The organism is Planococcus maritimus, assembly GCF_001592825.1.
Taxonomy (GTDB): Bacteria; Bacillota; Bacilli; order Bacillales_A; family Planococcaceae; genus Planococcus; species Planococcus maritimus_C.
On record NZ_LTZG01000032.1, the window covers coordinates 194,022 to 218,683 of the forward strand.

Genomic DNA, 24,662 nt, shown 5'->3' on the forward strand with positions numbered 1-24,662 from the left:
TCCTGATAGAGCTGTTATTCCCTTTAGGGAGGGCCTCAAACTGCCATTCGCAAATCCGCGTTTCAGATATATTGCATTCTGCATTTTACTGATGTGTAAATTAGTGTATAATGGAGTCAGATAATTTCGAAAGGAGATTTACTATGCCGATTCCTGTAGATCATACAAGGCCGGTACGCGTTTCCGCTAAAGAAAGCGCCCACTTGCAACTGCAGCAATGGATCATCGATGGCACGTTGCAGCCTGGTGAAAAACTGGTCGACACCGAACTCGCCGAAGCACTCAATCTGAGCCGCACGCCGATTCGCGAAGCCCTGCAGCTTTTAGAAGTACAAGGATTCATTGAAATGTTTCCTGGCAAAGCGACACGCGTGACGGATATCCATATCGAAGACATCAAACACCTCTTGCCTCCTCTAGCTGTGCTGCAAGCACTTGCCGGTGAACTGGCCATCCCGAACTTGACTCCTGAAATTTTCGGGCTTTTGGAAGAAACCAACCGGAAGTTTGCGCGCGCAATCCGCAGCAGCGATTCCTTCTCTGCCTTAAAGATCGATGAAGAGTTTCATCAAATCATCGTCGATGCGGCCGGAAATCCATATATTGATTCCATTCTCGGCCAGCTTCAATCACACGTCCGCAGACAGTTTTTCCATCACTCCCTTGTCCTGACGATGCGTTCTCACGATGAGCATATTGAAATCATCGAAACACTCAAAGCAGGAGATAGCGACAAGATCTCACATTTAATGAAATCCAACTGGGTCCGCACCATCGAAGAATTGACCGCCTCCAAAGGTATTTAAAAAAGCTGTTCCACAACGTGTCAGACACGTTGGGAACAGCTTTTTTTAGCGATTGGTGAATGCAGGCGATTCCGCTCCGTTGCGGTTTCTCATTCGGGCGACAATGCCGGAAATGAGAATGGCAGCTAATGCCGGGACAAACCAACCCAGCCCATCGCTGTACAGCGGCAGAACTTCTGCATAGAAGTTGATGATGCTTTGGAGCCAAGCAGGATTCTCCGTACCCAGCGACCCGGTCAAGGTTTTCAACCCGTCGATGATGGCGATAAGGAATGTCACGCCAATGGCCGATACATAAACGATACGGCTGTGATTGAAAAGCGGTGACATGAACGCCAGCATGATCAAGACGATCGCCAATGGGTATAAGAACATCAATACCGGAATCGAATACGTGATGATGTTCGACAATCCAGCATTCGTCACAACCAATGAAAACACCGTAAAGATAAAGACGTAGGTGCGGTAGCTGATGCCAGGCGTCAGCTTATGGAAAAATTCCGAAGTCGCTACCGTCAAGCCGACTGCAGTTGTCAGACAGGCCAAGATGATGATGACGGCCAATAGCATGGCGCCGAACGTGCCGAAATAATGTTCAGAGGCACCGCTCAAAACGGGTCCGCCCGTTTCCAATAGACCGAGTTGAGCCGTGCTCGTCGCGCCAAGAAACGCAATGCCTGTGTAAACGATCGCCAATAAAGCCGCAGCGACAGCCCCACTGCGAAGTGTTGCTTTGAGCAAGCCTTTAGAAGAAGATACGCCCATTTTTTGAACGGCTGAAATGACGATAATTCCGAATACGAGTGAAGCGAGCGCATCCATCGTGTTATATCCTTCCGTAAAGCCAGTCAGAAATGCACCAGTTGCGTATCCTCCTTGCGCAGGTCCTGCCTCCCCCATCGGAGAAACAAACGCCGCAACCAGCAAAATGCCGAGGACAACCAAAATGGCCGGAGCGAGGAATTTGCCGATGCTGTCGACCATCTGCGTCGGATTCAACGATAGCAATAAAGAAATAACGTAAAAAATAACCGAGAAGACGATCAAGCCGATGGCAACTGACCCGTCACCGATAAACGGCACGATGCCGACTTCATAAGAAACGGCAGCCGTCCGCGGCAAGGCGAAGAACGGCCCAATCGTCAAATAAAGAGCGGCAGTGAACAATAGACCATACACTGGATGTACACGGCTTGAAAGGTCCTGCAAGTCTTTGCTTTTGGAAAAGCCGATTGCCAAGATGCCAAGAAGCGGCAGCCCGACACCTGTTGTCAAGAAACCGGCCATCGCCACCCAAACGTGTTCACCTGCATACTGGCCGAGCTGTGCCGGGAAAATCAAATTCCCTGCTCCAAAAAATAATGCGAAAAGCATTGTCCCAATAATAAGATATGCTTTCATCGATAATTTGCTGTCCATACTTAACTAACTCCCTTACTTGTTTGAATATTCATTTTCTTTTATCCCTAAATACTATCAGCGAATAATTGTATGCGATATATTGCACAATGTAATACTACAACATCTTTTATAAATTGCAAGGATTAAATTTTTGTTTTCGGAAAATTTCATTATACGCTGAAAATGCTGCGATATAGAGCTTTTTCGCTATAACATTTTCTTCCTTGACTGGCAGTTTTTCCGTGTTCATTACCGAACATATTGGCTCGCATTTTGTGCCTATTGCTGTAAAATATCTACGTAGATGAAGACGTCCATCGTTTTCCAAAATTGTCCGGAAGGCGGAGGTGCTACATGAAAATCATACGCATTATTGTGCAATTGCTTGTGCTTTATGGCTTTTTGCTGATCGGCGAAGCCATACAAGCTTTGCTCCAATTGCCGATGCCCGGCAGCATCATCGGCTTTTTATTACTGTTTGGCGCATTATTGCTGAAAATTTATCCTCTTGAATGGATCGATGCCGGCGCGACATTCTTATTGAGTTTTCTTTCCTTATATTTCATTCCGGCTACGGTCGGCGTCGTCGATTATGGTCCGCTTTTTTCCGGTAAAGGCGTATGGCTGCTGCCGATCGTGTCCATCAGCACCTTGATCACGATGGCCGCGGCCGGATTCGTAAGCCAATACATGGCGAATCGACAGGCAGCGAAAAAGGAGGTGTCGTGATTATGGTCCTTACTCCTGCAGCCCTTATTTTTTCCACGCTGACCGTCACGGCCTATGTCATTGCCAATTTCATCTATTTGAGATTTCGCAAAACGCCCTTGAACCCGGTCATTACCACAACCGTCGCACTCGTGGCGATCTTGGTCCTGTTCGATATTCCTTACGAAACTTATATGGAAGGTGGCGACTGGATCGCATTTCTCCTCGGACCGGCTGTTGTGGCACTTGCCGTCCCGCTCTATAAGCATCGTCAATTGCTCCAGAAAAACTTGGTCCCGATCGCAGCCGGAATCACTGCCGGGGTCCTTGCTGGCCTCGTCAGCGGTACCTTATTTACGCGCTGGCTCGGTTTTGCGGATGAATTGATTTTGACGGTCTTGCCGAAATCGTTGACGACGCCTGTTGCCATGCAGATCGCCTCGACCATTGGCGGCATCCCGTCGCTCGCTGCCGTCTTCGTCATGGTCGCGGGGTTCACAGGCATTCTGCTCGGCCCGTATATGCTGCACGCATTGCATATCGATTCCCCGATTGGGCGCGGTATCGGTCTCGGCGCATCAGCCCATGGCCTGGGCACAGCGAAAGCGTTCGAATACGGCCCTGAATCAGCTTCGATGAGTTCTGTCGCGATGACTTTGGCTGCTGTTCTTGGCGCATTGCTCAGCCCCCTCGTCGCCTGGCTGCTGTTATGAACGCGAAAATCCCCAGCGCTTTATCGCGCCGGGGATTTTTTCATTTCTCCTTCTATTCTATGCTGCCATTCAGTCAGCTATCAATTTTGCAAATCGCGCCGGCGGAAGCCATAGGCACCGGCTAGCGCCAAGACTGCTGCAATGACAACCATCAATACGAGCACGCCGTAATTGACCTCATCCAATGGAATTGCCGGGATGTGTCCATAAGGCGTCAGCTTTTCCACCCACTCCGGTAGTTGCAGTAACTCTCCCAAGTAGACGACGAAAAATGACACTCCCAAGTAAAGCCAGAGGAAACTCGCAATATTAGGCCAGAAGCCGATAAATGCCAGGGCCAGCCCAATCATGACCAGCACCGCAGGCAAATACGCTAGCGGCGCGCCGAGATAGGTATTAAACGACAAGCTGTCTTCTAATACGCTATTGCCCGCAATGCCGAGGCCAAGCCCTGTCATTGCGAGCATCGTGACGGCTGTCAATGAAGCTAAGAGCCAATAGCTGAAAACAAGGCGCACGCGGGAAACCGAGCGGCTCACCAGGTGTTCCATGCGCTCGTTCTTTTCTTCTGTCTTGATCTTCAATACCACCATAATCGCTGGAATTGAAGCCAGAATGGCCATGACCGATGACAACACGGGGATGAACAATTCGATCAGGCTGAATCCTGCCTGCTGGACAATCAACTGCTGGAAAAGCTCGATATCATCGAAGAAACTTTCGATTTCCCCGAGCACCGATCCATAAGAAGCGCCCAGAATGAACATAGCTACTGCCCAAGCAATCAGGCTCGTGCGTTGAAGACGAAATGCTAAACCGAACGTGCCCTGCAACATACTAGAAGCGGTGGTTCGTCCAGCTCGCGTCGGTAAAAAGCCCGAATCGTGGTCACGGATGCTATTCAAATACAAGGCAAGGGCAGAGAGGGCAAGAGCCAAGCCAATCGACAGCCCAACCGGCCACCATTCGTTTTCGATATAGGGCTTGGCACGCAGGATCCATCCAAGCGGAGAGGTGAGTGCCAATGGTTCGCTCATAACATCGCCTATTGCGCGGATCATGTAGAATGCGAGCAGCGCGGCAATGGACAATCCAGTCGTCGCCCGGGCGTTCTGTGTCAATTGTGCAAGGACAATCGTCAATGCCGCGAAGAAGAATCCTGTGGCTCCTAATGCTGCACCGAACAAGAGAGAACCGTGGAGGTCCACACTGTCGACTCCAAGGGCAGCCATCGAAATGCCGGTTACCAAAGCGAGGAAGGCATTGACACCCGCTAGCACGCCTAAAACTGCGGCCGCACTCGACAACCGGCCGACAGGGAGCGCGCGGACCAATTCTAGCCGCCCTTCCTCTTCATCGCCTCGTGTATGGCGACTGACCAATAAAATGTTCATTAGCGCCACAACAGCGGCCGTCATTAACAGCATTTCATGTGCCGTCATAGCGCCTGTCGTATAATCCGCCCCGCCGTAATTCGGGCCGACCATGGCGATCATCGCCGGATTTTCCATCGTTTCGCTTAACGCTTGGCGTTCGACATCGTCGCCGTATAAATTTTCGAAGACGAGGACGACACCTGCTGATACAAAAGCGAACGACAAAATCCAAATGGGCAGGCGGATGCGGTCCCGCCGCAAAATAAAACGCATCAAACTCCACGTATGGTCAAAAAGCTGGCTCATCACACGCCACCCCCTGCTCCTGTCTCCGTTTCTTCGTAATGGCGGATAAACAAATCTTCCAAGGTCGGCGGGCGGCTTTCCATCCGCTTCAGGCCGAACGCGCTTACATGGCGGACGACTACATCAAGTTCATCGCTGTCCACTTGGAATGACCAGCCACCATCAAAGGGCTCAACACGATGCACGCCTCGCAGTTCGGCCAAGTCCGGTATCGGTTGAGCGGTTTCAATGAACATCAAGGATCCGGTCAAATGGCGCATCTCTTTAAGCGTCCCGGTTTCAATGATGCGCCCTTTGCGGATGATTGCCACCCGGTCGCACAGTTTTTCTACTTCCGAGAGGATATGGCTCGATAGCAGGATGCTCTTGCCTTGCGATTTCGCTTCCTGTACGTATTCGGCAAATACGCGCTCCATGAGCGGATCGAGACCAGACGTCGGCTCATCGAAAATATAAAGATCTGCATCTGCAGAAAAAGCAGCGATGAGCGCCACTTTCTGCCGATTGCCTTTTGAATAGGTCCGGCATTTTTTGCTTGGATCGAGCCCGAACCGGCTGATCAGCTCATCGCGTCGTTTTTTATCGTAGCCGCCACGCAATCTGCCGAACAAATCAATCACTTCGCCACCGGTCAAATTAGGCCATAGATTGACATCTCCCGGCACATACGCCACTCGTTTATGGATATCGACGGCATCTTTCCAGACATCTTTGCCAAAAATCTCGGCACTGCCTTCCGATGCTTTCAAAATACCAAGCAACACACGTAAAGTCGTTGATTTCCCTGCCCCGTTCGGCCCGATAAACCCGAAGACTTCCCCTTCTTTCACTTCGATATCGACGCCATCCAGCGCTTTAAACCCTCCGAATGCTTTACTGAGCCCTTGTGTTTTGACGACCGTCATGACGATTCCCCCTCCGTTTCGTAAAAACTCCTTTTCAAAATAGCCAAATAGCCATAAAACTCGTCCCAATACGGCGCAAAGTCAATTTCAGCAAGGTTCTGGCCAGACAGCTTCGCAAGCAATTCCTGTTGGAAGCCATCGATCGACCAACGGATCAAATGAAATACTTTATCGGGATCTGCATCTTTCCGGAAACGGCTTTTGTCGATGCCTTCATACATGAGCCGGTAGCCGGTCTGTTTCAGTTCGCCTATTTTCACCGCCAGCCCGTCAGGCAAAGGCGCATCGTTTTCTTGCATAAATACTGATGAGAAATTGAATACTTCCTCGTTTTCGATTTGGGCTTCCATTTTCAGGCGGGCAAGCTGTGTGAGTCGTTCAATCATATCCGGTTCTTTCCCGTCCACCCGGTCCAGAAAACGGCTCTGGATGGTTTCAAGGCTATACTTCACCAAATACGCGTACAGCTCCTGCTTGCTCGTGAAATAATAAAACAACATCCCCTTGCCGATACCTGCCGCTTTGACGATGCGATTGGTCGAGGCTTTCGCATAGCCATGCGCCGCAAATTCAGCAAGCGCGGCCTGGCGAATGGTGCGTTGCTTGCGCTCTTCTAAATTTTCAAATCGTTCAACGATGGCGATCACCTCCATTTCCACACACAACTTGACCACCCTGGTCGACTCTAATATACAATATTCGACCACTCTGGTCAATTTAAATATCAGATAATTATAACTTTATTCAAATGAGTATTTCAGCTTTCCTGAAAGCGCTTATCATGCTATGTTTGACGTACATATGACAAGACAGGAGGAACTTCTTTTGAACAAAATTTTATCATCTAAGTTTTCCATCGCCGCAATTTCTGCCGCTGCTGCACTTACCTTGTCCGCATGCGGAAGCGACAGCGAAGAAACCGCTGAAGAAACACCAAGCGCATGGGACGAAATACAAGAACAAGGCACCTTGACCGTCGCAACATCCGGTACGCTTTATCCGACTTCCTACCGCGAAGAAGGCACTGATGAATTGACCGGCTTTGAAGTCGAAGTCGTCCGCGAAATGGCGGAACGCCTCGAACTTGAAGTGGAATTTTCTGAAATGGGCTTTGACGAGATGATGACGTCCGTCCAAACGGGCCAAGTCGACATCGCTGCGAATGATATCGAGATCAACGAAGACCGCAAAGAGAAATTCGTCTTCTCCACGCCGTTCAAATATTCGTACGGCACAGCCATCGTTCGCGAAGGCGATCTTTCCGGCATCGAAACGCTAGAAGACCTTGAAGGCAAAAAAGCAGCCGGCGCTTCGACGTCGGTCTACATGGAAACTGCCCGTTCATACGGCGCTGAAGAAGTAACTTACGACAACGCAACAAATGAAACGTATTTGCGCGATGTGGCGATCGGCCGCACCGATGTCATTCTCAACGACTATTACTTGCAGACGCTCGCCATCGAAGCGTTCCCAGAACTCGAGATCGTCATCCACCCAACGATCAAATACCGCCCGTCTGAAGGCGGCATGGTCATGAACAAAGGCAACGACGAACTGGTCGAAAACGTCAACAATGCAATCGATGAAATGCTTGAAGATGGCACAATCGCTGAACTTTCCGCTGAGTTTTTTGACGGAGCCGATGTGACACAGCCGATTGAAATTGAAGAATAAGTTTTACTGCCCCGATGCCGGCTTTTGCTGGCATCGGTTTTTTGTGGAATGCTATTCTTTCAATAACATTTTTTGAACCTAATGCGAAAGCTTTTTTGCGATTTTTTCCATAATCCTCCTGTTCATTGGGTCAAATTATTGATTCGTGCTAATAGATGAAGCGATTTATCGATAAGTGCGCTCTTCAAACTCCAACTTTCTTCCACTTTCATTCACTAATGAGAAGCATTATACTGTTAAAGTATTTAGAATAATCTGCAGATGAGGTGAACTTTTTGGCATTCACATTTTCCCCGCTCAGTGAACAGGCACTGGTCATCGAAACCGGCGCCATCATCAATAAAGAGTCGGAACAGGCCGTCCGCAAGCTGTCGGCGCTCTTAGAAAAAGAAGCGCCAGAGTGGCTGATTGAATTCATCCCAGCGTTCACGACGGTCACCGTATTTTATGATCCGTGCCAGCTCAAACAAGCGGAAGTCGAGCAGGAATTAAAATCGCTAATGGCCCAAATGGACGAGGTTGAAGCACCCGCTCCACGCCAAATCGAAATCCCGGTTTGTTATGGCGGCGATTTTGGTCCCGACCTCTGCTTTGTCGCAGAGCATAATGGCCTGACCGAAGAAGAAGTCATAGCCATCCATACGTCCGGCATCTACAGCGTGCACATGATTGGGTTTGCCCCGGGCTTTCCGTTCATTGGCGGCATGTCCGAAAAAATTGCCGCACCTAGAAGGAAATCGCCGCGTTTGCGCATTCCTGAACGCACTGTCGGGATTGCCGGCATGCAAACCGGTGTCTATCCGATTGAAACACCGGGTGGCTGGCAGTTGATCGGCCGCACGCCTTTGCGCCTATTTGTGCCAGACCAAGACATCCCGAGTTTGCTTCGGGCCGGAGACGAAATCCGCTTCACGCAAATCGATGAAGCCGAATACCGGGAACAGGAGGCGAAGCAAGATGCTGACCATTCGTAAAAGCGGGCTGCAAACAGCTGTACAGGATCTCGGCCGCACCGGATTCCAGCGCTATGGCGTCATCGCAAGCGGCGTTATGGACCCGTTTGCCCACCGCATCGCCAATTTGCTCGCAGGCAATGCCGAAACGGCAGCAACCCTGGAAATCGCCTTGTCCGGCCCAGTCATCGAGTTCGAAGCCGACCATTTCATCGCCATTTGCGGAGGCGACTTGTCCCCTTCGCTCGACGGCGAGCCCCTCACGATGTGGCGCGGCCATTTCGTCCGAAAAGGCAGCGTCCTGTCATTCGGTGAACCAAAGCGCGGCGCACGCAGTTACGTGGCCGTTGCGGGCAGTTTTGATATTCCGGTTGTCATGGACAGCCAATCGACGTATTTACGGGCAGGCATCGGCGGATTCAAAGGACGTGCCTTGAAAAACGGCGATAGCTTACAGACGCGCCCTCTTCCAGCAGGTCGCCTGGAAGCCTTAAAAAATCAGAACGCTCAGGCGCCTGACTGGCTCATCCCACCTGCACGCTACCACGAACAGCCGATCGTCCGGATGATGCCGGGACGGCAATTCACTCTCTTTAATGAAGAGAGCCGTACACGTATATTCGAAGAAACCTTCACCATTTCGGCCAGTTCGGACCGCATGGGCTATCGCTTGGAAGGTGCTGAATTGGCGCTTGAAAAGCAGGAAGAATTGATTTCAGAAGCGGTCGCGTTCGGTTCTGTGCAGGTCCCGGCAGATGGCAACCCCATCGTTTTGCTCGCCGACCGCCAAACGACCGGCGGCTATCCGAAAATCGGCCAAATCGCATCAGTCGATTTGCCGCTGATCAGTCAGTTAAAACCCGGCGAATCACTGAAATTCCGCCACATCTCTGTGCATGACGCACAACAGCTTTACATCGAACAAGAACAGCAAATCCGTCAATTGAAAATCGCAATCCAAATGAAACGGGAGGAATGGACATGAACCACCAAGTAGACTTGAACTGTGACATGGGCGAAAGCTTCGGCACGTACTCACTCGGCAATGACCGGGTGATTCTCGATTACGTCACGTCCGCCAATATCGCGTGCGGCTTTCACGCAGGCGACCCGGCGACGATGCGCCAAACCGTCAAACTGGCACTCGACAAAAACGTCGGCATCGGCGCGCACCCCGGCCTTCAGGACCTTGCCGGTTTCGGGCGGCGCCATATGGCTGTCACGCCACAGGAAATATACGATCTTATCATTTACCAGATTGGTGCACTTTACGGCTTTGTCAAAGCAGAAGGCGGCAAGCTTCAACACGTGAAAGCCCACGGCGCCATGTACAATATGGCCGCAGGTGATGCCAAACTGTCGGAAGCGATCGCAGAAGCGGTCTATAAAATCGACCCGGAACTTGTCTTGTTCGGCTTGTCTGGCAGTGAAATTATCAAAGCCGGCAATAAGATCGGCTTGCGCACAGCGAATGAAGTGTTCTCCGACCGCACTTATCAGCCAGATGGCACGCTCACGCCGCGCAACCAAGACAACGCGCTCATCACCGATCCAGATGCTGCGATCCAGCAAGTCATTCACATGGTCAAAGAAAACAAAGTCATCAATACAGAAGGCACCGAGACGGCCTTGAAGGCAGAAACGATCTGCATTCACGGCGATGGCAAGACTGCAAAAGAATTTGCAATGCAGATCTCCGGTTCCTTGAAAGAGGCGGGAATCGCTATCCAACATATCCGCAAAATTGTTTAACACCGCCTAAGGAGGAACTTATATGGACAATGTCAAAAAGATGAAAAATACCAACCGCAGCGTCCTGCTCGGCGCTGCCTTCCTAATGGCGACTTCCGCTATCGGACCCGGGTTCTTGACCCAAACAACCGTTTTTACTGAGACTTTATTGGCGTCATTCGGCTTTGTCATCTTAATCTCCATCATCATCGATATCGGTGCGCAGACGAACATTTGGCGCATCATCGCCATTTCAGGAAAGCGCGCGCAAGATATCGCAAATGATGTGCTGCCAGGGCTCGGTTATGTGCTGGCGTTTCTCGTCGTCATCGGCGGCCTTGCTTTTAATATCGGGAACATTGCTGGTGCCGGGCTCGGTACGAATGTGTTGTTCGGCATTTCCCCGGAACTCGGCGCCGGACTGAGCGGCTTGCTGGCAGTCGGGATCTTCATGGTGAAAGAAGCGGGACGCGCGATGGACCGCTTCGCCCAAATTCTCGGCTTTGTCATGATCGCCTTGACGATTTATGTCATGATCACCGCACAACCGCCTGTCGGTGAAGCGGTTGCGAAAACTTTTGCTCCTGATACAATCGATATTTTTGCGATCGTCACGCTCGTCGGCGGAACGGTCGGCGGCTATATCACATTCGCCGGCGGCCACCGCTTGATCGATGCCGGTATGACCGGCCAAAGGCATCTGCCGCAAGTGACGCGCAGCTCCATTTATGCGATTGGTGTCGCGTCCATCATGCGCGTCATCTTATTTCTTGCCGTACTCGGTGTTGTCTCGCAAGGGCTTGCACTCGACCCGGACAATCCACCGGCTTCGGTGTTCCAGCTCGCTGCTGGCAATATCGGCTATAAAATTTTCGGTGTCGTTATGTGGGCAGCCGCAGTCACTTCAGTCGTCGGCGCCGCTTATACCTCCGTTTCGTTTATCCGTTCGTTCAGCCCGGTGCTTGAGAAATACCACCGCTACCTGACCATTGGCTTTATCGTCATCTCGACCATCGTCTTTATCTCCATAGGGCGCCCGGTCTTAATTCTCGTGCTTGTCGGTTCACTCAACGGCTTGATCTTGCCGATCGCGCTCGGCGTCATGCTGATCGCGGCCCACAAAAAGAAAATCGTCGGCGATTACAAACATCCGCTGTGGATGACAATCTTCGGTGTCGTCATCGTGATCGCCATGTCCTGGATGGGCGGTTACACATTATTGAATGGCATCCCGCAATTATTTAAATAAGGAGTGAATGGACATGCAATTCACATCTCCAGAAGAGCTGCGCAACGCCATCCGGCAAGGCGATTTCCAAGCCCCGACTTCGGGATTCGCCCCCGGATTCATCCAAACGAACCTGGCGATTTTGCCAAAAGACATGGCGTTTGAATTTCTGCTGTTCTGTCAGCGCAATCCAAAAGCCTGTCCGGTCATCGACGTCACAGAACCCGGTTCATTTGTTCCGGCATTGTCCGCGCCGCATGCAGATTTGCGCACCGACATTCCGAAATACCGCATCTACCGTGATGGCGTGTTGACGGAAGAAACAACAGACATCCGCCCGTTATGGACAGATGACATGGTCGCTTTCCTGCTTGGCTGCAGCTTTACATTCGAAGAAGCGCTGACGCAAAACGGCATCCCGATGCGCCATCAACAACAGGGCTGCAACGTGCCGATGTATAAGACATCAATTCCCGCTGTCCCGGCCGGCCGTTTCCAAGGCCCGACTGTCGTTAGCATGCGCCCGGTCAAGGAACAAGACATTGTCCGCGCGGTGCAAGTGACGAGCCGCTTCCCGAACGTCCACGGCGCTCCCGTCCATATCGGCAACCCCGAATCGATTGGCATCCAAGACATCAACAAGCCCGATTTCGGCGATGCCGTTGAAATTAAAGAAGGCGAAGTGCCGGTCTTCTGGGCATGCGGCGTCACGCCACAAGCTGTCGCGATGGAAAGCAAGCCTCCCTTGATGATCACCCATGCACCTGGCCATATGTTCGTCACTGACTTGAAATCAGAAAACTTTAGCGTGTTTTAACCCATTCAAAAAGCGCCTGTATGAAAAAGTTGCCAATTCGGCTCTTTTCCATACAGGCGCTTTTTTAGTCATCCATTAACTTGCGGCGGATACGGATCGCCACTTGCTGCCAGTAAGTGAGTTGATGCGGCACGAAATCGGCCAAGCCGATTTTCTGATGAAACGGCTGCCTTCCCTCTGTCGTTTCAATAAACCCACGGACATCGATTGCTTCTGTCTGCTTCATGCACAGTTCAAAGAAAGCCAGAAACTCGACAGCGACCATGCCTGAGACTTCCCCTGGTTGCAGGCGGTAATCCTCCAGGTCAACCTGCATGCCTTCGTACAAATGAAGAAAAGCGCGCTCGCGGTCGGTAAATCCAGGCAAGACGATCTCGTCATGCACGACACCTAGCTGCGCCAATTGTTCAAATGACAGCGCCAAGCCAAGCTCTTCTTCAATTTCCCGAACGCCGTCTCGCATCGATTCGTGCGCTGCGATATGGCCAGCTGCCGTAATGTCGAAAAGCCCGGGAAAGTCTGCTTTATCTTGGCTCCTTAGCTGCAAATGAATCAAGGTGCGCCCTTGTTCACGCGAAACGATCCAGCAATGAAAGGTCTCGTGCCACAAACCTTGGCGATGGACTTCTTCCCGAGTCGCTACCCCGGACAGAGCGCCTTGCTCGGTTACGCAGGCAATTTTCTCAATAGCCATCGCGCAATCTCCAAAACACCAGCTCTTTTGATTGGGCGGTGCGTTCAAACCCGAGCTTCTCGAGCACACGGATCGAAGGCTCGTTGTCTTCATAGCATTCCGCCGTCACTTCACGCACTTCCGGAAACGCAAAAGCCCAGTCGATTAAGCCTTGCACGCCTTCTGTCGCGTAGCCGTTCCCTTGATACGGTTCTTTTATGCCATAGCCGATCTCCACTTTTCCGGCTTTGTCTGGACATCCCTTGAACCCCATATCGCCAATCGGTGCGCCGGATTGGTCAAAAGCGATCCATGCCCCCCAGCCGTGGAGACGCTGATCTTGTTTTAAATCGTCCAGATGTAGGGTAATGTGTGCATCCATCGCATAACTGCCATACAAATTCCGATACAGTTCTTCAGTGATGGGGATTAACTTTAGCCGCTCCGTCTGAATTTCTTTCGGTAATGAATTGGTGTTCATATTTTTGCCTCCTTGCCTTGCTCAGTCCATGCTTTTGTAAAATGACAGTGCTTCTTTGATGATCTCGCGCGCGTACCCTGATCGCCCCTGGATGCGCTCCACCCATGCGTCAAAGCTTGCGGCAGCTTCCTCCTGAACCAAGCCCTTGCTTGTGCTGAGCTCGCTTTGCCAATCATTGAATTCCCAATGCGCCACTTCTCCTGCGTAAGGCACACGGACTTCGATGAGCGGCGTTGTGCCGAGCTGATGCTGTGAATATTCCGCTGCCTGCCAAAATGCTTCTTCGCTAACCGGAGCGAGTGAATACTTCTGTACCGACAACTTCCCGCCCGGCCGCTGATAAACGATCGTTATGCCATCCGGCTCAGCCGATAATTGCACATCTGCTCCCGGGAAAAATCCTGTTTGCGGGGCATCCGAAAAAGAGGCATCTTGCGTGTCTACTAAAATCGGCTGAATCCACTGGTCTCCTAAATCACACAGAAAGCGCCTGCCCTGCCCGTCGATTGCCACAACCGCTGCATGCGCTTCTGCCGTGCTGAGTTCCGACCCAACCGGATAGGCCTCGATTCCCGCTTCGCGAAATTCCGCCAGCAGCCAAAGCGCCAGGTCAAAGCAATTCCCGCCAAGCCCGTAAGCCTCACGATGCTCCCGCATTTGGTCGACGCTGCGCTGCTTTTTCAATCCAGCCCGTTCGTAATTCCAGGCCTTCACCAAATTATCCATCGGCAGCCCGTCAAAGCGCTGCCAGACATTCAGAAGATGTTCACCTGCCCGCATTGCCCAATCCCCTCTCCTCGTCCATCTTCCCTTACTTTCGATTCGGGGCATCTATATTCCTGCATGAAAAAAAGAAGGCCTGAGCCTTCTTTTTCGATCTTATCGAGAAAGTTAAAAAGTCGTATTTTCCGAAGCTTATCGCTCGCTTTCCGTGGGCTCGCGCCCAAGCCTCCTCAGCCGCTCTGCGTCTTGCGGGGTCTCGGTCGTCTCGCTGATCCACCGGAGTCGAGCGAACGCTTCTCCAAATACTTAGAGAGATCATTGATTTCTAATAGTAGAAAAGAAGATTCTTTTGATTATTAATGAATTGTAGAATTCTTCAATACTATTAAAAAAAGAAGGCCGAGGCCTTCTTTTTAGTCATTCAACAAACTTCTGCGTTTGCGGATCTGGTATGTATTCAATTGCTGAAACAACTTAGGCACTGCCCGCTGGCCCGCCAAAAATTCCACAGCGTATTCGAAACTATAGTCTTTCGCTACCTTGCGGATAATGTGCCCTTCTAATTCAAAAGGTTCATCCAACAACGCAAAGCGACACAGCACTTTTTCGCGAAGCGCGATGTCAAAATAGCCGTCGAAAACCACTCCGCCCGCACTTAAATTGGAAATGTCTATAAGCACTTCCCCACCTTCTGGAACCACCAATTTCCCATCAATGGTCCGAACAAACGATACACGAAAGAATTCCCTTCGATTATCCTCCATTGCGGCGTATCTCCCTTCCCCCATACTGCTTACATATAAAGATTCAGCAGCAAACCTTTTATTTCCCCTATTGTATCCAGCACCCCAATATATTCCACTTCATTATCCAGTAATTGATCTTGCAGCGCAATTACTTTTTCATCAATGACTTTCACGAGCTGATGAGGCGGGGTCCCTTCCCCAAAATTTCCGGCAGCTTGGTCAGTCAGTTGCATCCCGTGGCGAAGCGATTCCTTGAGAAATTGTTTGATGGATTGTTTATACGCCACCACATTCTCCAGGGTCCTATGTTCCGCGAGCCGTTTGCCGGTTTGCTCCACATTGGTGAACAACGGCGTCAGCGCATCGCGGCGAAGTTCTGTGCGGGATTGCTTCATCACCTGTGCAAATCCGCCGCCTGATGGTTTTAAAGCGGCCGTATTGGGTTGTTCCGAAGGCCGCGGCCTTGCAGCATCAATGCGCATCTTTCTCCCCCACCTACTGAATCTGTCTTTTCTTCTCTAATTGCACGGCGACTTCCACTTCGCCGATCGGCAGTTCCAAAAGTTTCGCGATATGGGCAGCTGAAAAGCCCTGCCTCATCAATTGCCTCACTTGGTCCCGGCGGCTGCTTTCAACTGCAGGCACAACCACGTCATCAAGCGCACTTTCCGGTTGGACTGCTGGCACTGTCGGGAGATCCGCTTTTCCCCCTCCGGCCATTTTCGCTTCCGCCTGTTCCAAGCGCTCCATCAGTTTATCGTACAAGGCATCGTTTTCCTGTTCGACAGCTGCGACGAACTCCGCCATCGCCGCCTCAAGCCGTTCGGACTCCTGCTCGACCATGAGTTTCCTCGATAATATCAATTTGACGTTCAGCAATACCAATAAAGTGCTGACCACTATCAATAGCGTTACCATCTGCTCCCTGCTTTCCTTCACTTAATAATGTTCATGGACCGATAACATCGCTGCATGCAGCCGGAGCATCGCTTTGGAATGCAATTGCGACACTCTCGAAACGCTGAGCCCGAGAATTTCAGCGATTTCGGTCAGCTTCATCTCTTCAAAATAGCATAAGGAAACCGTCAATTTTTCTTTTTCCGGAAGCTTGGCGATGGCTTTCGACAAAGCGTCTTTCGTCAATTGCCCAGACAGCTCTCGTTCCGGAGAACCGGCGACAGCTCGCGGCAAGCGATCTTCCATGTTCGCCTGATCATCGTCCATCGACAGCATCGCCGATAAAGCAGCTTCTGACACTGCACGATTCAACTCTGCTGGAGTCATCCCCAAATGCTCGCTCACTTCCTGGTCGCTGACGCTCTCGCCTTTACGCTGTTCGAGTTCGGCGTATGCTTTTTCGATTTTCTTGACCTTATCCCGCAGCGAGCGCGGCAGCCAGTCGCTTTTTCGCAAGCCATCGATGATCGCCCCTTTGATGCGCCAGGCGGCATAGGTTTCGAACTTCCAGTCTTTCTCGGGCTTGAATTTATCGAGGGCATCCAGCAAGCCTTCGTAGGCGTAGCTTCGGACTTCATCTTTATCGACGGTTTTCGGCAAGCTGATGAGAAAGCGTTGAATCACATAATCCACCAAGGGCAAGTATTTCGCGACTAAATAATCGCCGGCGTCCTGGTCCCTATGCTGCTGCCAGTTGTCCCATTGCGCCAGTTCTGCATTCGACAATTTCTGATTTACCAAGCTGTCCACCCCTCTTCCGCTATGCCTTTATTTAAAGAATAATTTCATGACGAATCCTCGAAGCCCAATCTTGAACGGCGACGGCATCTCCAGATACTCTGCGGTGAGCATACGCAACGCCTTGCTCGCCGCACTGTTCGGATGGGCTAGCAAGAACGGTTGCTGCATTTTCACCGCTTGCGGTACGTGAAAGTCCGATGGCAAGATGCCGAGCGTCCGGATGTCTTTGTCCAGGAAATTCCTGGCGACTTTCGTGAAATTCATGGCTGTCTGCTGTCCTTCTTTGCCATCGGTGCATTGATTGACGACGAGCCGGATTGCCAAGTCTGAATCTTTGGCGTGCATCACCTTGACGACCGAATAGGCATCCGTGACCGAGGTCGGTTCAGGCGTCGTGACGAGCAATACTTCATCGGCTGCGAGCAGAAAGCGCATATTGTTTTCCGACAAGCCCGCTCCTGTATCGAGCAGCACGAAATCCACTTGTCCTTGAAGGCTTCCGAGCTGTTCCATGAAGTGTTTCATTTTATCCGCACTGATTTCAAGCAAGCCTGAAAACCCTTGCCCCCCGGCGATCAACTGCAAGCCGAGCGGTCCTTTTTCGATAAGCTCTTGGATCGATAATTGCTTGTCGAGCATGCCAGCAATGGTTTGTTTGGGAACGTGGCCGAACAGAATGTCGATATTGGCAAAGCCCAAATCAACATCGATGATCAGCACCGATTTCCCTTGTTCGATCAACGCGAGCGCGAAATTCAAAGTGAAATTCGATTTGCCGACGCCGCCTTTTCCGCTCGTCACAGCCAAGACACGTGTGTTGCGCGTGATTGGCTTGGCATTTTTGCGTGTCATCTTTTCCCTTAACTGAATGGCTTGGTCACGCATGGCGCAGCTCCCCCGCAATATAATCGGCAATCAGGCTTGGCGTTGCCGCAACCAAATCATCCGGCACGTTTTGGCCGGTCGCGATGCGGCGAAGCGGAATCCGGTAGCGATACAATAAATTCAGGATGACGCCGGCAGAAGCCGTTTCGTCTTTTTTCGTCAGCAATAGTTCGTCAATTGACAGCGCATCGAAGTTTCCAATAATTTGAACCATATCTTCGTATTTCGCTGTTAAGCTGAGCACCAATGTTGTATGGATGTGTTGCGTATCCGGCAGCAGTTTCTGCAGATCTTGGACATATTCAGCTTGCTGGTAATTGCGCCCCGCCGTGTCGATCAAGATGACGTCGCATGCCTTTAAGGCTTCAAGCGCGCCGGCCAATTGTTCGCGGGATTCGACCACTTCCACCGGCACATCGAGAATCTCGCCGTAAGTTTTCAATTGCGCTACGGCGGCAATGCGGTATGTATCGGCGGTGATCAATCCGACCGTTCGCTTGTGTTCAAGCAATTGTTCAGCGGCGACTTTCGCAATGGTTGTCGTCTTGCCGACACCTGTTGGTCCGATAAAACAAGCGATCGAAGGCGAGTCGTTCTGGACAGCCTGCTGATGCTGTTCGATAAAACGGACCAACTCTGCATGGAACGCCTCTTGCACCGATTCAGCGGTGTCGGCAGTTTGCAATAGCTCAGACAGCAACTCCGTCTGTACCGCCTCATCAACGCCTTGCTTTTCGAGCAGGCGGCGCATCGGGCGTAACGGCTCAGGCAACCGGTCTTCCGGGCCTTCGTGCATCATAAGCCGTTTCAAGCTTTTCAACTCTTCCATTACTACATCGGTGTCCGGTCTTTTGGGTTCGGTTGTTTTTGGGACTTCGACAGGCTGTGATTTGGCAGCTTGAGGTTGAGGGGCTGTTTCTTCTGCTGTCTGGACCGCCGCCGTGACTTCCAGGCGCTCTTTTCGAAACAAGCCGAACAAGCCGCCCGTTTTCACTTTTTTCGTATTCAAGATGAGGGCATCGTCGCCCAAATCTCTTTTGATGAGCACCATGGCTTCAGGCATTGTAGCGACGCGATAAGTTTTTAATCTCATGGGATATTCACGACTCCAACACTTTGAATTTCGATTTCAGGTTCCAATTCGTTATAAGACAAGACCGGCAGATCCGGGGCGAACCGTTCTACGAATTGGCGCATATAAATGCGGATGGCAGGGGACGTAAGCAAGATCGGCTGAACGCCGTTTTGCTGAAGTTGGCCCGCCTGCTCTGTGATTTTCTGGAATATCGTCTGGGACGATTCCGGATCGATCGATAGGTAATTGCCTTGCTCGGAGCGGTGGACCGATTCGGCGAATTTCTTCTCCAAGCTCGCTCCTGCGGTAATGACTTTCAAGGCTTCATTATCCGGCGCATATTGGCGCGTGATTTGTCTAGCTAGTGCCTGGCGCACGTATTCCGTCAGCAAATCGGTGTCTTTTGTTTGCGTCGCGTAATCGGCCAAGGTTTCCAAAACGACCAGTAAATTACGAATCGATACTTTTTCCTTCAATAATTTCATCAGCACTTTTTGGACTTCGCCGATGCTCATCAAATTGGGAATCAATTCTTCGACGACAGCCGGAGCAGAATCCCGGATGTTTTCAATCAGTGACTTCACTTCCTGGCGGCCGACGAGTTCGTGCGCATGGCGTTTAATGATTTCCGTCAAATGCGTCGACACGACAGACGGCGGATCGACGATGGCGTAACCGGCCATCTCCGCTTCTTCTTTCATGTCTTCATCGACCCATAGCGCCGGCATGCCAAACGCAGGCTCGATCGTTTCAATGCCGTAAACATTCTCATCATCGACCCCAGGGCTCATCGCGAGATAATGATCGAGCATAATATCACCGCGTGCGACCCGGTTGCCTTTGATTTTGATAACGTATTCGTTCGGCTGCAATTGGATATTGTCGCGAATGCGGATGACCGGGACGACAATGCCCAGTTCCATCGCGCATTGGCGGCGAATCATGATGACCCTGTCCAATAAATCGCCGCCTTGGTTCTTATCAGCGATGGGAATCAAGCCATAGCCGAATTCAAACTCAATGGCATCGACATGAAGCAAGTCCGTGACGCTTTCCGGGCTTTTCAACTCAGCTGCTTCTTTTTCGTTCGGGTCGCTGTCTTTCTCGACCGCTTCCTCAGCTTTAAGCGTCCTTCCCATTCGGAAAGCGCTGAAGGCAATGACGCCGGCGACCGGCATAATAAGCAGCGGATTGATCGGCGTGAAAATCGCGAGCATCATCAAGGTACCGGCAACTACATAAAGCATTTTCGGGTAAGCGAACAATTGGCGTGTGACATCGGAGCCCAGGTTGCCGTCAGAGACCGCACGGGTGACGACAATCCCCATCGCCGTTGAAATCAACAGCGCAGGGATTTGGCTGACCAGCCCGTCACCGATCGATAGCAAGGTGAACAATTGCGCCGCTTCCGCGATCGGCAAACCGTGGACGATGACACCGATCATCAAGCCGCCAATGATATTGATGATGGTGATAATGATGCCCGCGATGGCATCGCCTTTAACGAATTTACTGGCCCCGTCCATCGCGCCGTAAAAGTCCGCTTCCTGGCCGACTTTTTCGCGGCGTGTTTTCGCTTCGCGGTCCGAAATCATCCCGGCACCTAGATCCGCATCGATGCTCATTTGTTTACCGGGCATCGAATCGAGCGTGAAACGGGCGGCAACTTCTGCTACCCGCTCCGAGCCCTTCGTGATGACGAGAAATTGGATGATAACCAAAATCAAGAACACCAAAATCCCGATAATGGCACTGCCCCCGACCACGAACGAACCGAATGTTTCGATCACTTGCCCGCCGGTTTGATTGGTCAAGATCGAACGCGTTGTGGAGACGTTCAAGCCGAGACGGAACAAGGTTGTCAGCAAGAGAAGCGTCGGAAAAATCGAGAATTGCAATGGCTCTTGCGTGTTCATGGCCACTAAGATGATAGTCAGCGCCAAGCTGATATTGATCATGATTAAGATATCCAATAACAGCGGCGGCAGCGGGATAACCATCATGATGACAATCATGATCACCGATACCAATATCGCATAATCTCTAAATTTCAAACTGCTTCCTCCTCTTTCGTGTTGCTGTTTAGCTATGTATGTTGAAGTTAAGTCGGGAGATTCCGCAAAACAGCTGGCTTTCCGGGGGGCTCGCGCTGAACTAATTCGGGCTAGCCGCCCGAATGGATTTCAGCACTTCACTGACCCCCCAGGAGTCTGCGCTGTTTTGCTCCATATCCTTTTATTGTAATGATTAAAAAGTGGAAAGCGTCCGCCTGCAGCGATCTCACATTGGTAAAACTTATGAAAGCTTCCCTTTTAAAGCATAGATATAAGCCAGGACTTCGGCGACGGCTAGGAATAGTTCTTCCGGTACGGTGTCGCCGATTGATACTTGCGCATAGAGCGAGCGGGCGAGCGGCTTGTTCTCCATTGTCACGATGCCGAGCTCTTTCGCTTTTTCTTTGATCTTGAGCGCCGTGAAATCTTTCCCCATGGCGATGATTTTCGGAGCTTCCATCGTTTCGGCGTCGTACTGGATCGCGATGGCGTAATGCGTCGGGTTGGTAATGACGACATCAGCGTTCGGCAAGTCCTGAATCATGCGGTTCATGCTCATTTGGCGCTGCTTTTCCTTGATCTTTTGCTTGATCAAGGGGTCGCCTTCTGCCTTTTTGTATTCATCTTTGATGTCTTGTTTCGACATCCGGATGCCTTTTTCGAACTCGTATTTTTGGTACATATAATCGAGTGTTGATAGCGACAGCAAGATCAACGCCGCGATCATGCCCATCTGGACGACGAGTCCGCCGACGAGGCTCAGCGAATCGCGCAGGTTTTGCCGCGATAGCGAGAAGATTTGTTCTTGCCCGGCCCATAGCACCCCGAATGCGGCACCCCCGATGATGGCAATTTTTAACAAAGACTTGGCGAGTTCCACTAAAGCGCGGACTGAAAAGATTCGTTTCGCGCCTTTGATCGGGTCGAGCCGTTCGAGCTTTGCTTTTAAAGGTTCCGCCGTAAACAGCGGTCCGACTTGCACATAATTGCCAAGAAACCCGAACACGACGCCGATGACCATGATCGGCACAATCACCAAGAACGCATCCATCGCCAATTGCTCGAACATGAGGCGGATGGTGTCTGGCGTGATTTCCCAGCTAATGTATTGGATGTAATTGATGCGGTAAATAGCGAGCAGCTGGTCTAGCATCCAATCTCCTAAAAAGCTCAGCAACAGGATACCGCCGAGCATGATGAGTGCTGCCGCGACTTCCTGGCTTTTGGCGACTTGGCCTTTCTTGCGCGATTCCTGGCGCTTTTGCGGTGTCGCTTTTTCGGTTTTTTCACCAGCAAAAAATTGCAGGTCCAATGGATAGCGTGTCATCCTATCCGCCTCCCAATAAGCTGATTAATTCGCCCATGCTGACCATCATTTTGTCGAAAAGAATTTGCAGCAAGTAGAAGAATACCGTCATCGTCAGCAGCAACAGCACAAAGCCGACAAAAATCTTTAAGGGCAGCCCCACCGCAAAAATGTTCAATTGCGGAACGGTTTTCGCTAAGATCCCGAGCGCCACATCGATCAAAAACAAAGACGCGACGATCGGCAGGGAAATCTGGAAGGCAATAATGAACATTTCGATAAACAAGTCGGTCATAAAACGCGCAACGGCTTCAGGAGCGACCGACAGAAACTCTTCTGGCGGCAAGGAACGCAAGCTTTGCATCACGCCGTCGAGCATCATATGGTGGCCGTTTACGGTCAATAGGAATAATAAGGCAAGTGTGTATTTGAATTGGCCGATAATTGGTACCTGTGCGCCTGTTTGCGGATCCAGTACATTGGCAATCGCAAAGCCCATTTGAAAATCAATGAACGAACCGGCGATCTGCACCGCATACAGCAAAAGCGCAGCCGTAAAACCGAGCGCAAGCCCAACCGCAAGTTCCTTGAAGATCAATAAGGCATAGCCCCCGTCGAGCACCAGCGCGGTTTCCGGTGACCAGGCCGCAGTCGCAATGAGTGCGAGAAAAGCGGCGATGCCGATTTTGAATTGAGTGGGCACGCCCTTCATCGCAAACAATGGCGCAATGAGGAAAAAAGAAGTCAGGCGGATAAGCACGAGCAGGAAAAACGGCAGCAGAGTGAGAGCCTCATTCAACATCGCCGCTTATCCGACGAACCGCGGCAACTGCTCGAACAAATCGCGCGTATAATCCAGGAGCATCGTCAGCATCCAGGGGCCGAAAATGACCAGAGACAAAAACACGGCCAGTATTTTTGGGATGAATGCTAGAGTTTGCTCCTGGATTTGGGTCATGGCCTGAAACACGCTGACCAATAAGCCCACTCCCAAGGCGATAAGCAAAAGCGGAGCTGAAATGAGTATGATGAGATAAATGGATTGTTCTGCTAGTTTGATGACCATATCCGGCGTCAAATAAATTCTTCCTCTCGCTAAAAGCTGACAAGCAGCGATTCGATGATTAAATACCATCCATCCACCAGGACGAACAATAAAATTTTAAAAGGCAGGGAAATCATGACCGGCGGCAACATCATCATCCCCATCGCCATCAAAGTCGATGCGACGACCATATCGATGATCAAAAACGGGATGAAGATGACGAAGCCGATCTGGAACGCCGTCTTCAATTCGCTAAGTGCAAATGCCGGGACCAAGGACGTCAACGGAATGCCTTCAATGCCCTCCGGCTTTTCGAGTTCGGCGTATTTGAAGAACAACGCCAAATCTTTTTCACGCGTATGCTGGGCCATGAATTCCTTGATCGGTAAGATAGCCGCATCAAGCGCTTCTTCTTGTTCCAACTCTTCATCCAAATATGGCTGCAAGGCCGTGTCGTTAATTTCTGTCGCAACTGGCGCCATGATGAAAAATGTTAAAAATAACGCTAAGCCGACCAATACTTGGTTAGGCGGCATCGACTGCGTGCCGAGCCCCGTCCGCACGAAGCTCAAGACGATGATGATTCGCGTAAAGCTCGTCATCATGATCAAGATGCCCGGGGCGAGTGACAATACCGTGAGCATCAATAATAATTGCAAAGTCGTCGAAACATCACCAGGGTCGTTATTATCGAGTGAGATGCCGGGGATGGCCAATAACAAGTCAGGAATCATCGTTGGTCCTCCCCGTCATCTGCGCGTTTCTCGCCAAAAGACAAGCGCCGCTCTTTTTGCTTCTCCAAACTGCGGTTGAAATACTGCTCGAAATTTCCAAAAGGCGCTTTTGCTTTGCCGTTATTGCCGAACAAAGCAGAGGCTGGACGTTGTTGTTCTAGATCTTGCTCTAACGCCGCAATCTCTTCAGGCTCTAAAAACTCTTTAATGAGTGTCACTTCATTGCCGACACCAATCAAATAGAATTGGCCGCCGACTTTGACCAGTTGCAGCGATTTGTTCTGGCCGAGTGGCGAACCGCCCATCAGTTGAATCGCCCGCTGCGACTGCCCGCCTTTTTGGCGCATCGCCAAAAACTTGATGAGGCCATAGATCAAGCCCACAATCAGCAGCGTATAGAAAATCAATTGGCCGATAATCAAGCCGAAACTTTTTTCTTCGATCTCCGGCACCGCTTCCGCCTCAGCCGGCTCACTTTCGCTTGCCGGGTCTTCTTTTAACCAATCGGCTACGTTTCCCGTCTCTGCAGACGCTACCGGTGCAGCAAGCCAAAGGGCAGCGAGCGTTATGAGTAATAAAATCCAATGTCTGTAATTCACACTTGCCATACTCCTTCGCCTTGCA

At 51.0% G+C, this 24,662-nt stretch carries 28 protein-coding genes; 9 read left to right on the top strand and 19 right to left on the bottom strand.

Annotated features, from left to right (window positions below):
* Positions 1 to 143: 143 nt before the first annotated feature.
* Positions 144 to 806, top strand: coding sequence for a GntR family transcriptional regulator (locus tag AY633_RS13255; RefSeq protein WP_068488766.1), 663 nt, complete (start codon positions 144 to 146; stop codon positions 804 to 806).
* Positions 807 to 851: 45 nt separating this feature from the next.
* Here AY633_RS13255 and brnQ read toward each other — a convergent pair whose 3' ends face one another.
* Positions 852 to 2,225, bottom strand: coding sequence for a branched-chain amino acid transport system II carrier protein (brnQ, locus tag AY633_RS13260; protein WP_068488767.1), 1,374 nt, complete (start codon positions 2,223 to 2,225; stop codon positions 852 to 854).
* A 336-nt stretch (positions 2,226 to 2,561) separates the two neighbouring features.
* Here brnQ and AY633_RS13265 point away from each other — a divergent pair, with 336 nt between their 5' ends.
* The gene (locus AY633_RS13265; RefSeq protein WP_068488768.1) at positions 2,562 to 2,936 is read left to right on the top strand and encodes a CidA/LrgA family protein; all 375 of its coding nucleotides are present in this window, start codon (positions 2,562 to 2,564) and stop codon (positions 2,934 to 2,936) included.
* Positions 2,937 to 2,938: 2 nt separating this feature from the next.
* On the top strand, positions 2,939 to 3,628 hold the full coding sequence (locus tag AY633_RS13270; protein WP_068488769.1) for an LrgB family protein: 690 nt from the start codon (positions 2,939 to 2,941) through the stop codon (positions 3,626 to 3,628).
* Between the two features lie 80 nt (positions 3,629 to 3,708).
* Here the strand turns inward: AY633_RS13270 and AY633_RS13275 are convergent, their stop codons facing one another.
* Genes AY633_RS13275 through AY633_RS13285 form a run of 3 tightly spaced genes read right to left on the bottom strand, consistent with a single transcriptional unit; the run spans position 3,709 to position 6,868 of the window.
* Positions 3,709 to 5,310 carry an ABC transporter permease gene (locus tag AY633_RS13275; RefSeq protein WP_068488770.1) on the bottom strand — a complete coding sequence of 534 codons (1,602 nt, stop codon included), beginning with the start codon at positions 5,308 to 5,310 and terminating at the stop codon, positions 3,709 to 3,711.
* Entirely contained in the window at positions 5,310 to 6,215 is a 906-nt protein-coding gene (locus AY633_RS13280) for an ABC transporter ATP-binding protein (RefSeq protein ID WP_068488771.1), read from the bottom strand. Before AY633_RS13280 ends, AY633_RS13275 begins: the two co-directional genes overlap by 1 nt.
* Positions 6,212 to 6,868, bottom strand: a complete 657-nt coding sequence (locus tag AY633_RS13285; protein WP_068488851.1) for a TetR/AcrR family transcriptional regulator — start codon at positions 6,866 to 6,868, stop codon at positions 6,212 to 6,214. Before AY633_RS13285 ends, AY633_RS13280 begins: the two co-directional genes overlap by 4 nt.
* Positions 6,869 to 7,049: 181 nt before the next feature.
* Here AY633_RS13285 and AY633_RS13290 point away from each other — a divergent pair, with 181 nt between their 5' ends.
* From AY633_RS13290 to AY633_RS13315, 6 genes are all read left to right on the top strand, one after another.
* On the top strand, positions 7,050 to 7,889 hold the full coding sequence (locus tag AY633_RS13290) for a transporter substrate-binding domain-containing protein (RefSeq protein ID WP_390176119.1): 840 nt from the start codon (positions 7,050 to 7,052) through the stop codon (positions 7,887 to 7,889).
* 275 nt (positions 7,890 to 8,164) lie between these two features.
* Positions 8,165 to 8,863 (top strand): 5-oxoprolinase subunit PxpB, encoded by a 699-nt coding sequence (pxpB, locus tag AY633_RS13295; protein WP_068488773.1) that lies wholly within the window; start codon positions 8,165 to 8,167, stop codon positions 8,861 to 8,863.
* Positions 8,847 to 9,827 (top strand): 5-oxoprolinase subunit C family protein, encoded by a 981-nt coding sequence (locus AY633_RS13300; RefSeq protein ID WP_068488774.1) that lies wholly within the window; start codon positions 8,847 to 8,849, stop codon positions 9,825 to 9,827. Before pxpB ends, AY633_RS13300 begins: the two co-directional genes overlap by 17 nt.
* Positions 9,824 to 10,594, top strand: a complete 771-nt coding sequence (locus AY633_RS13305; RefSeq protein ID WP_068488775.1) for a LamB/YcsF family protein — start codon at positions 9,824 to 9,826, stop codon at positions 10,592 to 10,594. Before AY633_RS13300 ends, AY633_RS13305 begins: the two co-directional genes overlap by 4 nt.
* 22 nt (positions 10,595 to 10,616) lie before the next feature.
* On the top strand, positions 10,617 to 11,822 hold the full coding sequence (locus tag AY633_RS13310) for an NRAMP family divalent metal transporter (protein ID WP_068488776.1): 1,206 nt from the start codon (positions 10,617 to 10,619) through the stop codon (positions 11,820 to 11,822).
* Between the two features lie 7 nt (positions 11,823 to 11,829).
* Positions 11,830 to 12,618, top strand: coding sequence for a putative hydro-lyase (locus AY633_RS13315; RefSeq protein WP_068488777.1), 789 nt, complete (start codon positions 11,830 to 11,832; stop codon positions 12,616 to 12,618).
* 64 nt (positions 12,619 to 12,682) lie between these two features.
* Here the strand turns inward: AY633_RS13315 and AY633_RS13320 are convergent, their stop codons facing one another.
* The 15 genes from AY633_RS13320 to AY633_RS13395 form a co-directional block, all read right to left on the bottom strand.
* Entirely contained in the window at positions 12,683 to 13,312 is a 630-nt protein-coding gene (locus AY633_RS13320; RefSeq protein WP_068488778.1) for an NUDIX hydrolase, read from the bottom strand.
* Complete coding sequence (locus AY633_RS13325; protein WP_068488779.1) at positions 13,302 to 13,772, bottom strand: GNAT family N-acetyltransferase; 471 nt, start codon at positions 13,770 to 13,772, stop codon at positions 13,302 to 13,304. Before AY633_RS13325 ends, AY633_RS13320 begins: the two co-directional genes overlap by 11 nt.
* A 21-nt stretch (positions 13,773 to 13,793) precedes the next feature.
* The gene (locus AY633_RS13330; RefSeq protein ID WP_068488780.1) at positions 13,794 to 14,552 is read right to left on the bottom strand and encodes a hypothetical protein; all 759 of its coding nucleotides are present in this window, start codon (positions 14,550 to 14,552) and stop codon (positions 13,794 to 13,796) included.
* A gap of 356 nt (positions 14,553 to 14,908) precedes the next feature.
* Complete coding sequence (locus AY633_RS13340) at positions 14,909 to 15,259, bottom strand: PilZ domain-containing protein (RefSeq protein ID WP_068488782.1); 351 nt, start codon at positions 15,257 to 15,259, stop codon at positions 14,909 to 14,911.
* 29 nt (positions 15,260 to 15,288) lie between these two features.
* Positions 15,289 to 15,723, bottom strand: coding sequence for a YaaR family protein (locus AY633_RS13345; protein ID WP_068488783.1), 435 nt, complete (start codon positions 15,721 to 15,723; stop codon positions 15,289 to 15,291).
* A gap of 13 nt (positions 15,724 to 15,736) precedes the next feature.
* Positions 15,737 to 16,159, bottom strand: coding sequence for a hypothetical protein (locus AY633_RS13350; RefSeq protein ID WP_068488784.1), 423 nt, complete (start codon positions 16,157 to 16,159; stop codon positions 15,737 to 15,739).
* A 21-nt stretch (positions 16,160 to 16,180) separates the two neighbouring features.
* On the bottom strand, positions 16,181 to 16,939 hold the full coding sequence (locus AY633_RS13355) for a FliA/WhiG family RNA polymerase sigma factor (RefSeq protein WP_068488785.1): 759 nt from the start codon (positions 16,937 to 16,939) through the stop codon (positions 16,181 to 16,183).
* A 27-nt stretch (positions 16,940 to 16,966) separates the two neighbouring features.
* Positions 16,967 to 17,824, bottom strand: a complete 858-nt coding sequence (locus tag AY633_RS13360) for a MinD/ParA family protein (RefSeq protein ID WP_068488786.1) — start codon at positions 17,822 to 17,824, stop codon at positions 16,967 to 16,969.
* Positions 17,817 to 18,917 (bottom strand): flagellar biosynthesis protein FlhF, encoded by a 1,101-nt coding sequence (gene flhF, locus AY633_RS13365; RefSeq protein WP_068488787.1) that lies wholly within the window; start codon positions 18,915 to 18,917, stop codon positions 17,817 to 17,819. The genes AY633_RS13360 and flhF overlap by 8 nt, the downstream gene beginning before the upstream one ends.
* A complete protein-coding gene (gene flhA, locus AY633_RS13370; RefSeq protein WP_068488788.1) occupies positions 18,914 to 20,953 on the bottom strand; it encodes a flagellar biosynthesis protein FlhA in 2,040 nt (679 codons plus the stop codon). The genes flhF and flhA overlap by 4 nt, the downstream gene beginning before the upstream one ends.
* A gap of 241 nt (positions 20,954 to 21,194) precedes the next feature.
* Positions 21,195 to 22,280, bottom strand: a complete 1,086-nt coding sequence (flhB, locus tag AY633_RS13375) for a flagellar biosynthesis protein FlhB (RefSeq protein WP_068488789.1) — start codon at positions 22,278 to 22,280, stop codon at positions 21,195 to 21,197.
* Between the two features lies 1 nt (position 22,281).
* The gene (gene fliR / locus AY633_RS13380) at positions 22,282 to 23,058 is read right to left on the bottom strand and encodes a flagellar biosynthetic protein FliR (RefSeq protein ID WP_390176120.1); all 777 of its coding nucleotides are present in this window, start codon (positions 23,056 to 23,058) and stop codon (positions 22,282 to 22,284) included.
* Between the two features lie 9 nt (positions 23,059 to 23,067).
* Complete coding sequence (gene fliQ / locus AY633_RS13385; RefSeq protein WP_068459868.1) at positions 23,068 to 23,337, bottom strand: flagellar biosynthesis protein FliQ; 270 nt, start codon at positions 23,335 to 23,337, stop codon at positions 23,068 to 23,070.
* A 17-nt stretch (positions 23,338 to 23,354) separates the two neighbouring features.
* Complete coding sequence (fliP, locus tag AY633_RS13390; protein ID WP_068459866.1) at positions 23,355 to 24,038, bottom strand: flagellar type III secretion system pore protein FliP; 684 nt, start codon at positions 24,036 to 24,038, stop codon at positions 23,355 to 23,357.
* Complete coding sequence (locus AY633_RS13395; protein ID WP_068488791.1) at positions 24,035 to 24,646, bottom strand: flagellar biosynthetic protein FliO; 612 nt, start codon at positions 24,644 to 24,646, stop codon at positions 24,035 to 24,037. The genes fliP and AY633_RS13395 overlap by 4 nt, the downstream gene beginning before the upstream one ends.
* Between the last annotated feature and the right edge of the window lie 16 nt (positions 24,647 to 24,662).

Coding starts and splice junctions, on each gene's coding strand:
- AY633_RS13255 (WP_068488766.1), top strand. CDS start 144: ATGCCGATTCCTGTAGATCATACAAGGCCGGTACGCGTTTCCGCTAAA.
- brnQ (WP_068488767.1), bottom strand. CDS start 2,225: ATGGACAGCAAATTATCGATGAAAGCATATCTTATTATTGGGACAATG.
- AY633_RS13265 (WP_068488768.1), top strand. CDS start 2,562: ATGAAAATCATACGCATTATTGTGCAATTGCTTGTGCTTTATGGCTTT.
- AY633_RS13270 (WP_068488769.1), top strand. CDS start 2,939: ATGGTCCTTACTCCTGCAGCCCTTATTTTTTCCACGCTGACCGTCACG.
- AY633_RS13275 (WP_068488770.1), bottom strand. CDS start 5,310: ATGAGCCAGCTTTTTGACCATACGTGGAGTTTGATGCGTTTTATTTTG.
- AY633_RS13280 (WP_068488771.1), bottom strand. CDS start 6,215: ATGACGGTCGTCAAAACACAAGGGCTCAGTAAAGCATTCGGAGGGTTT.
- AY633_RS13285 (WP_068488851.1), bottom strand. CDS start 6,868: ATGGAGGTGATCGCCATCGTTGAACGATTTGAAAATTTAGAAGAGCGC.
- AY633_RS13300 (WP_068488774.1), top strand. CDS start 8,847: ATGCTGACCATTCGTAAAAGCGGGCTGCAAACAGCTGTACAGGATCTC.
- AY633_RS13305 (WP_068488775.1), top strand. CDS start 9,824: ATGAACCACCAAGTAGACTTGAACTGTGACATGGGCGAAAGCTTCGGC.
- AY633_RS13310 (WP_068488776.1), top strand. CDS start 10,617: ATGGACAATGTCAAAAAGATGAAAAATACCAACCGCAGCGTCCTGCTC.
- AY633_RS13315 (WP_068488777.1), top strand. CDS start 11,830: ATGGACATGCAATTCACATCTCCAGAAGAGCTGCGCAACGCCATCCGG.
- AY633_RS13320 (WP_068488778.1), bottom strand. CDS start 13,312: ATGGCTATTGAGAAAATTGCCTGCGTAACCGAGCAAGGCGCTCTGTCC.
- AY633_RS13325 (WP_068488779.1), bottom strand. CDS start 13,772: ATGAACACCAATTCATTACCGAAAGAAATTCAGACGGAGCGGCTAAAG.
- AY633_RS13330 (WP_068488780.1), bottom strand. CDS start 14,552: ATGCGGGCAGGTGAACATCTTCTGAATGTCTGGCAGCGCTTTGACGGG.
- AY633_RS13340 (WP_068488782.1), bottom strand. CDS start 15,259: ATGGAGGATAATCGAAGGGAATTCTTTCGTGTATCGTTTGTTCGGACC.
- AY633_RS13345 (WP_068488783.1), bottom strand. CDS start 15,723: ATGCGCATTGATGCTGCAAGGCCGCGGCCTTCGGAACAACCCAATACG.
- AY633_RS13350 (WP_068488784.1), bottom strand. CDS start 16,159: ATGGTAACGCTATTGATAGTGGTCAGCACTTTATTGGTATTGCTGAAC.
- AY633_RS13360 (WP_068488786.1), bottom strand. CDS start 17,824: ATGCGTGACCAAGCCATTCAGTTAAGGGAAAAGATGACACGCAAAAAT.
- flhF (WP_068488787.1), bottom strand. CDS start 18,917: ATGAGATTAAAAACTTATCGCGTCGCTACAATGCCTGAAGCCATGGTG.
- flhB (WP_068488789.1), bottom strand. CDS start 22,280: ATGACACGCTATCCATTGGACCTGCAATTTTTTGCTGGTGAAAAAACC.
- fliP (WP_068459866.1), bottom strand. CDS start 24,038: ATGATTCCTGACTTGTTATTGGCCATCCCCGGCATCTCACTCGATAAT.
- AY633_RS13395 (WP_068488791.1), bottom strand. CDS start 24,646: ATGGCAAGTGTGAATTACAGACATTGGATTTTATTACTCATAACGCTC.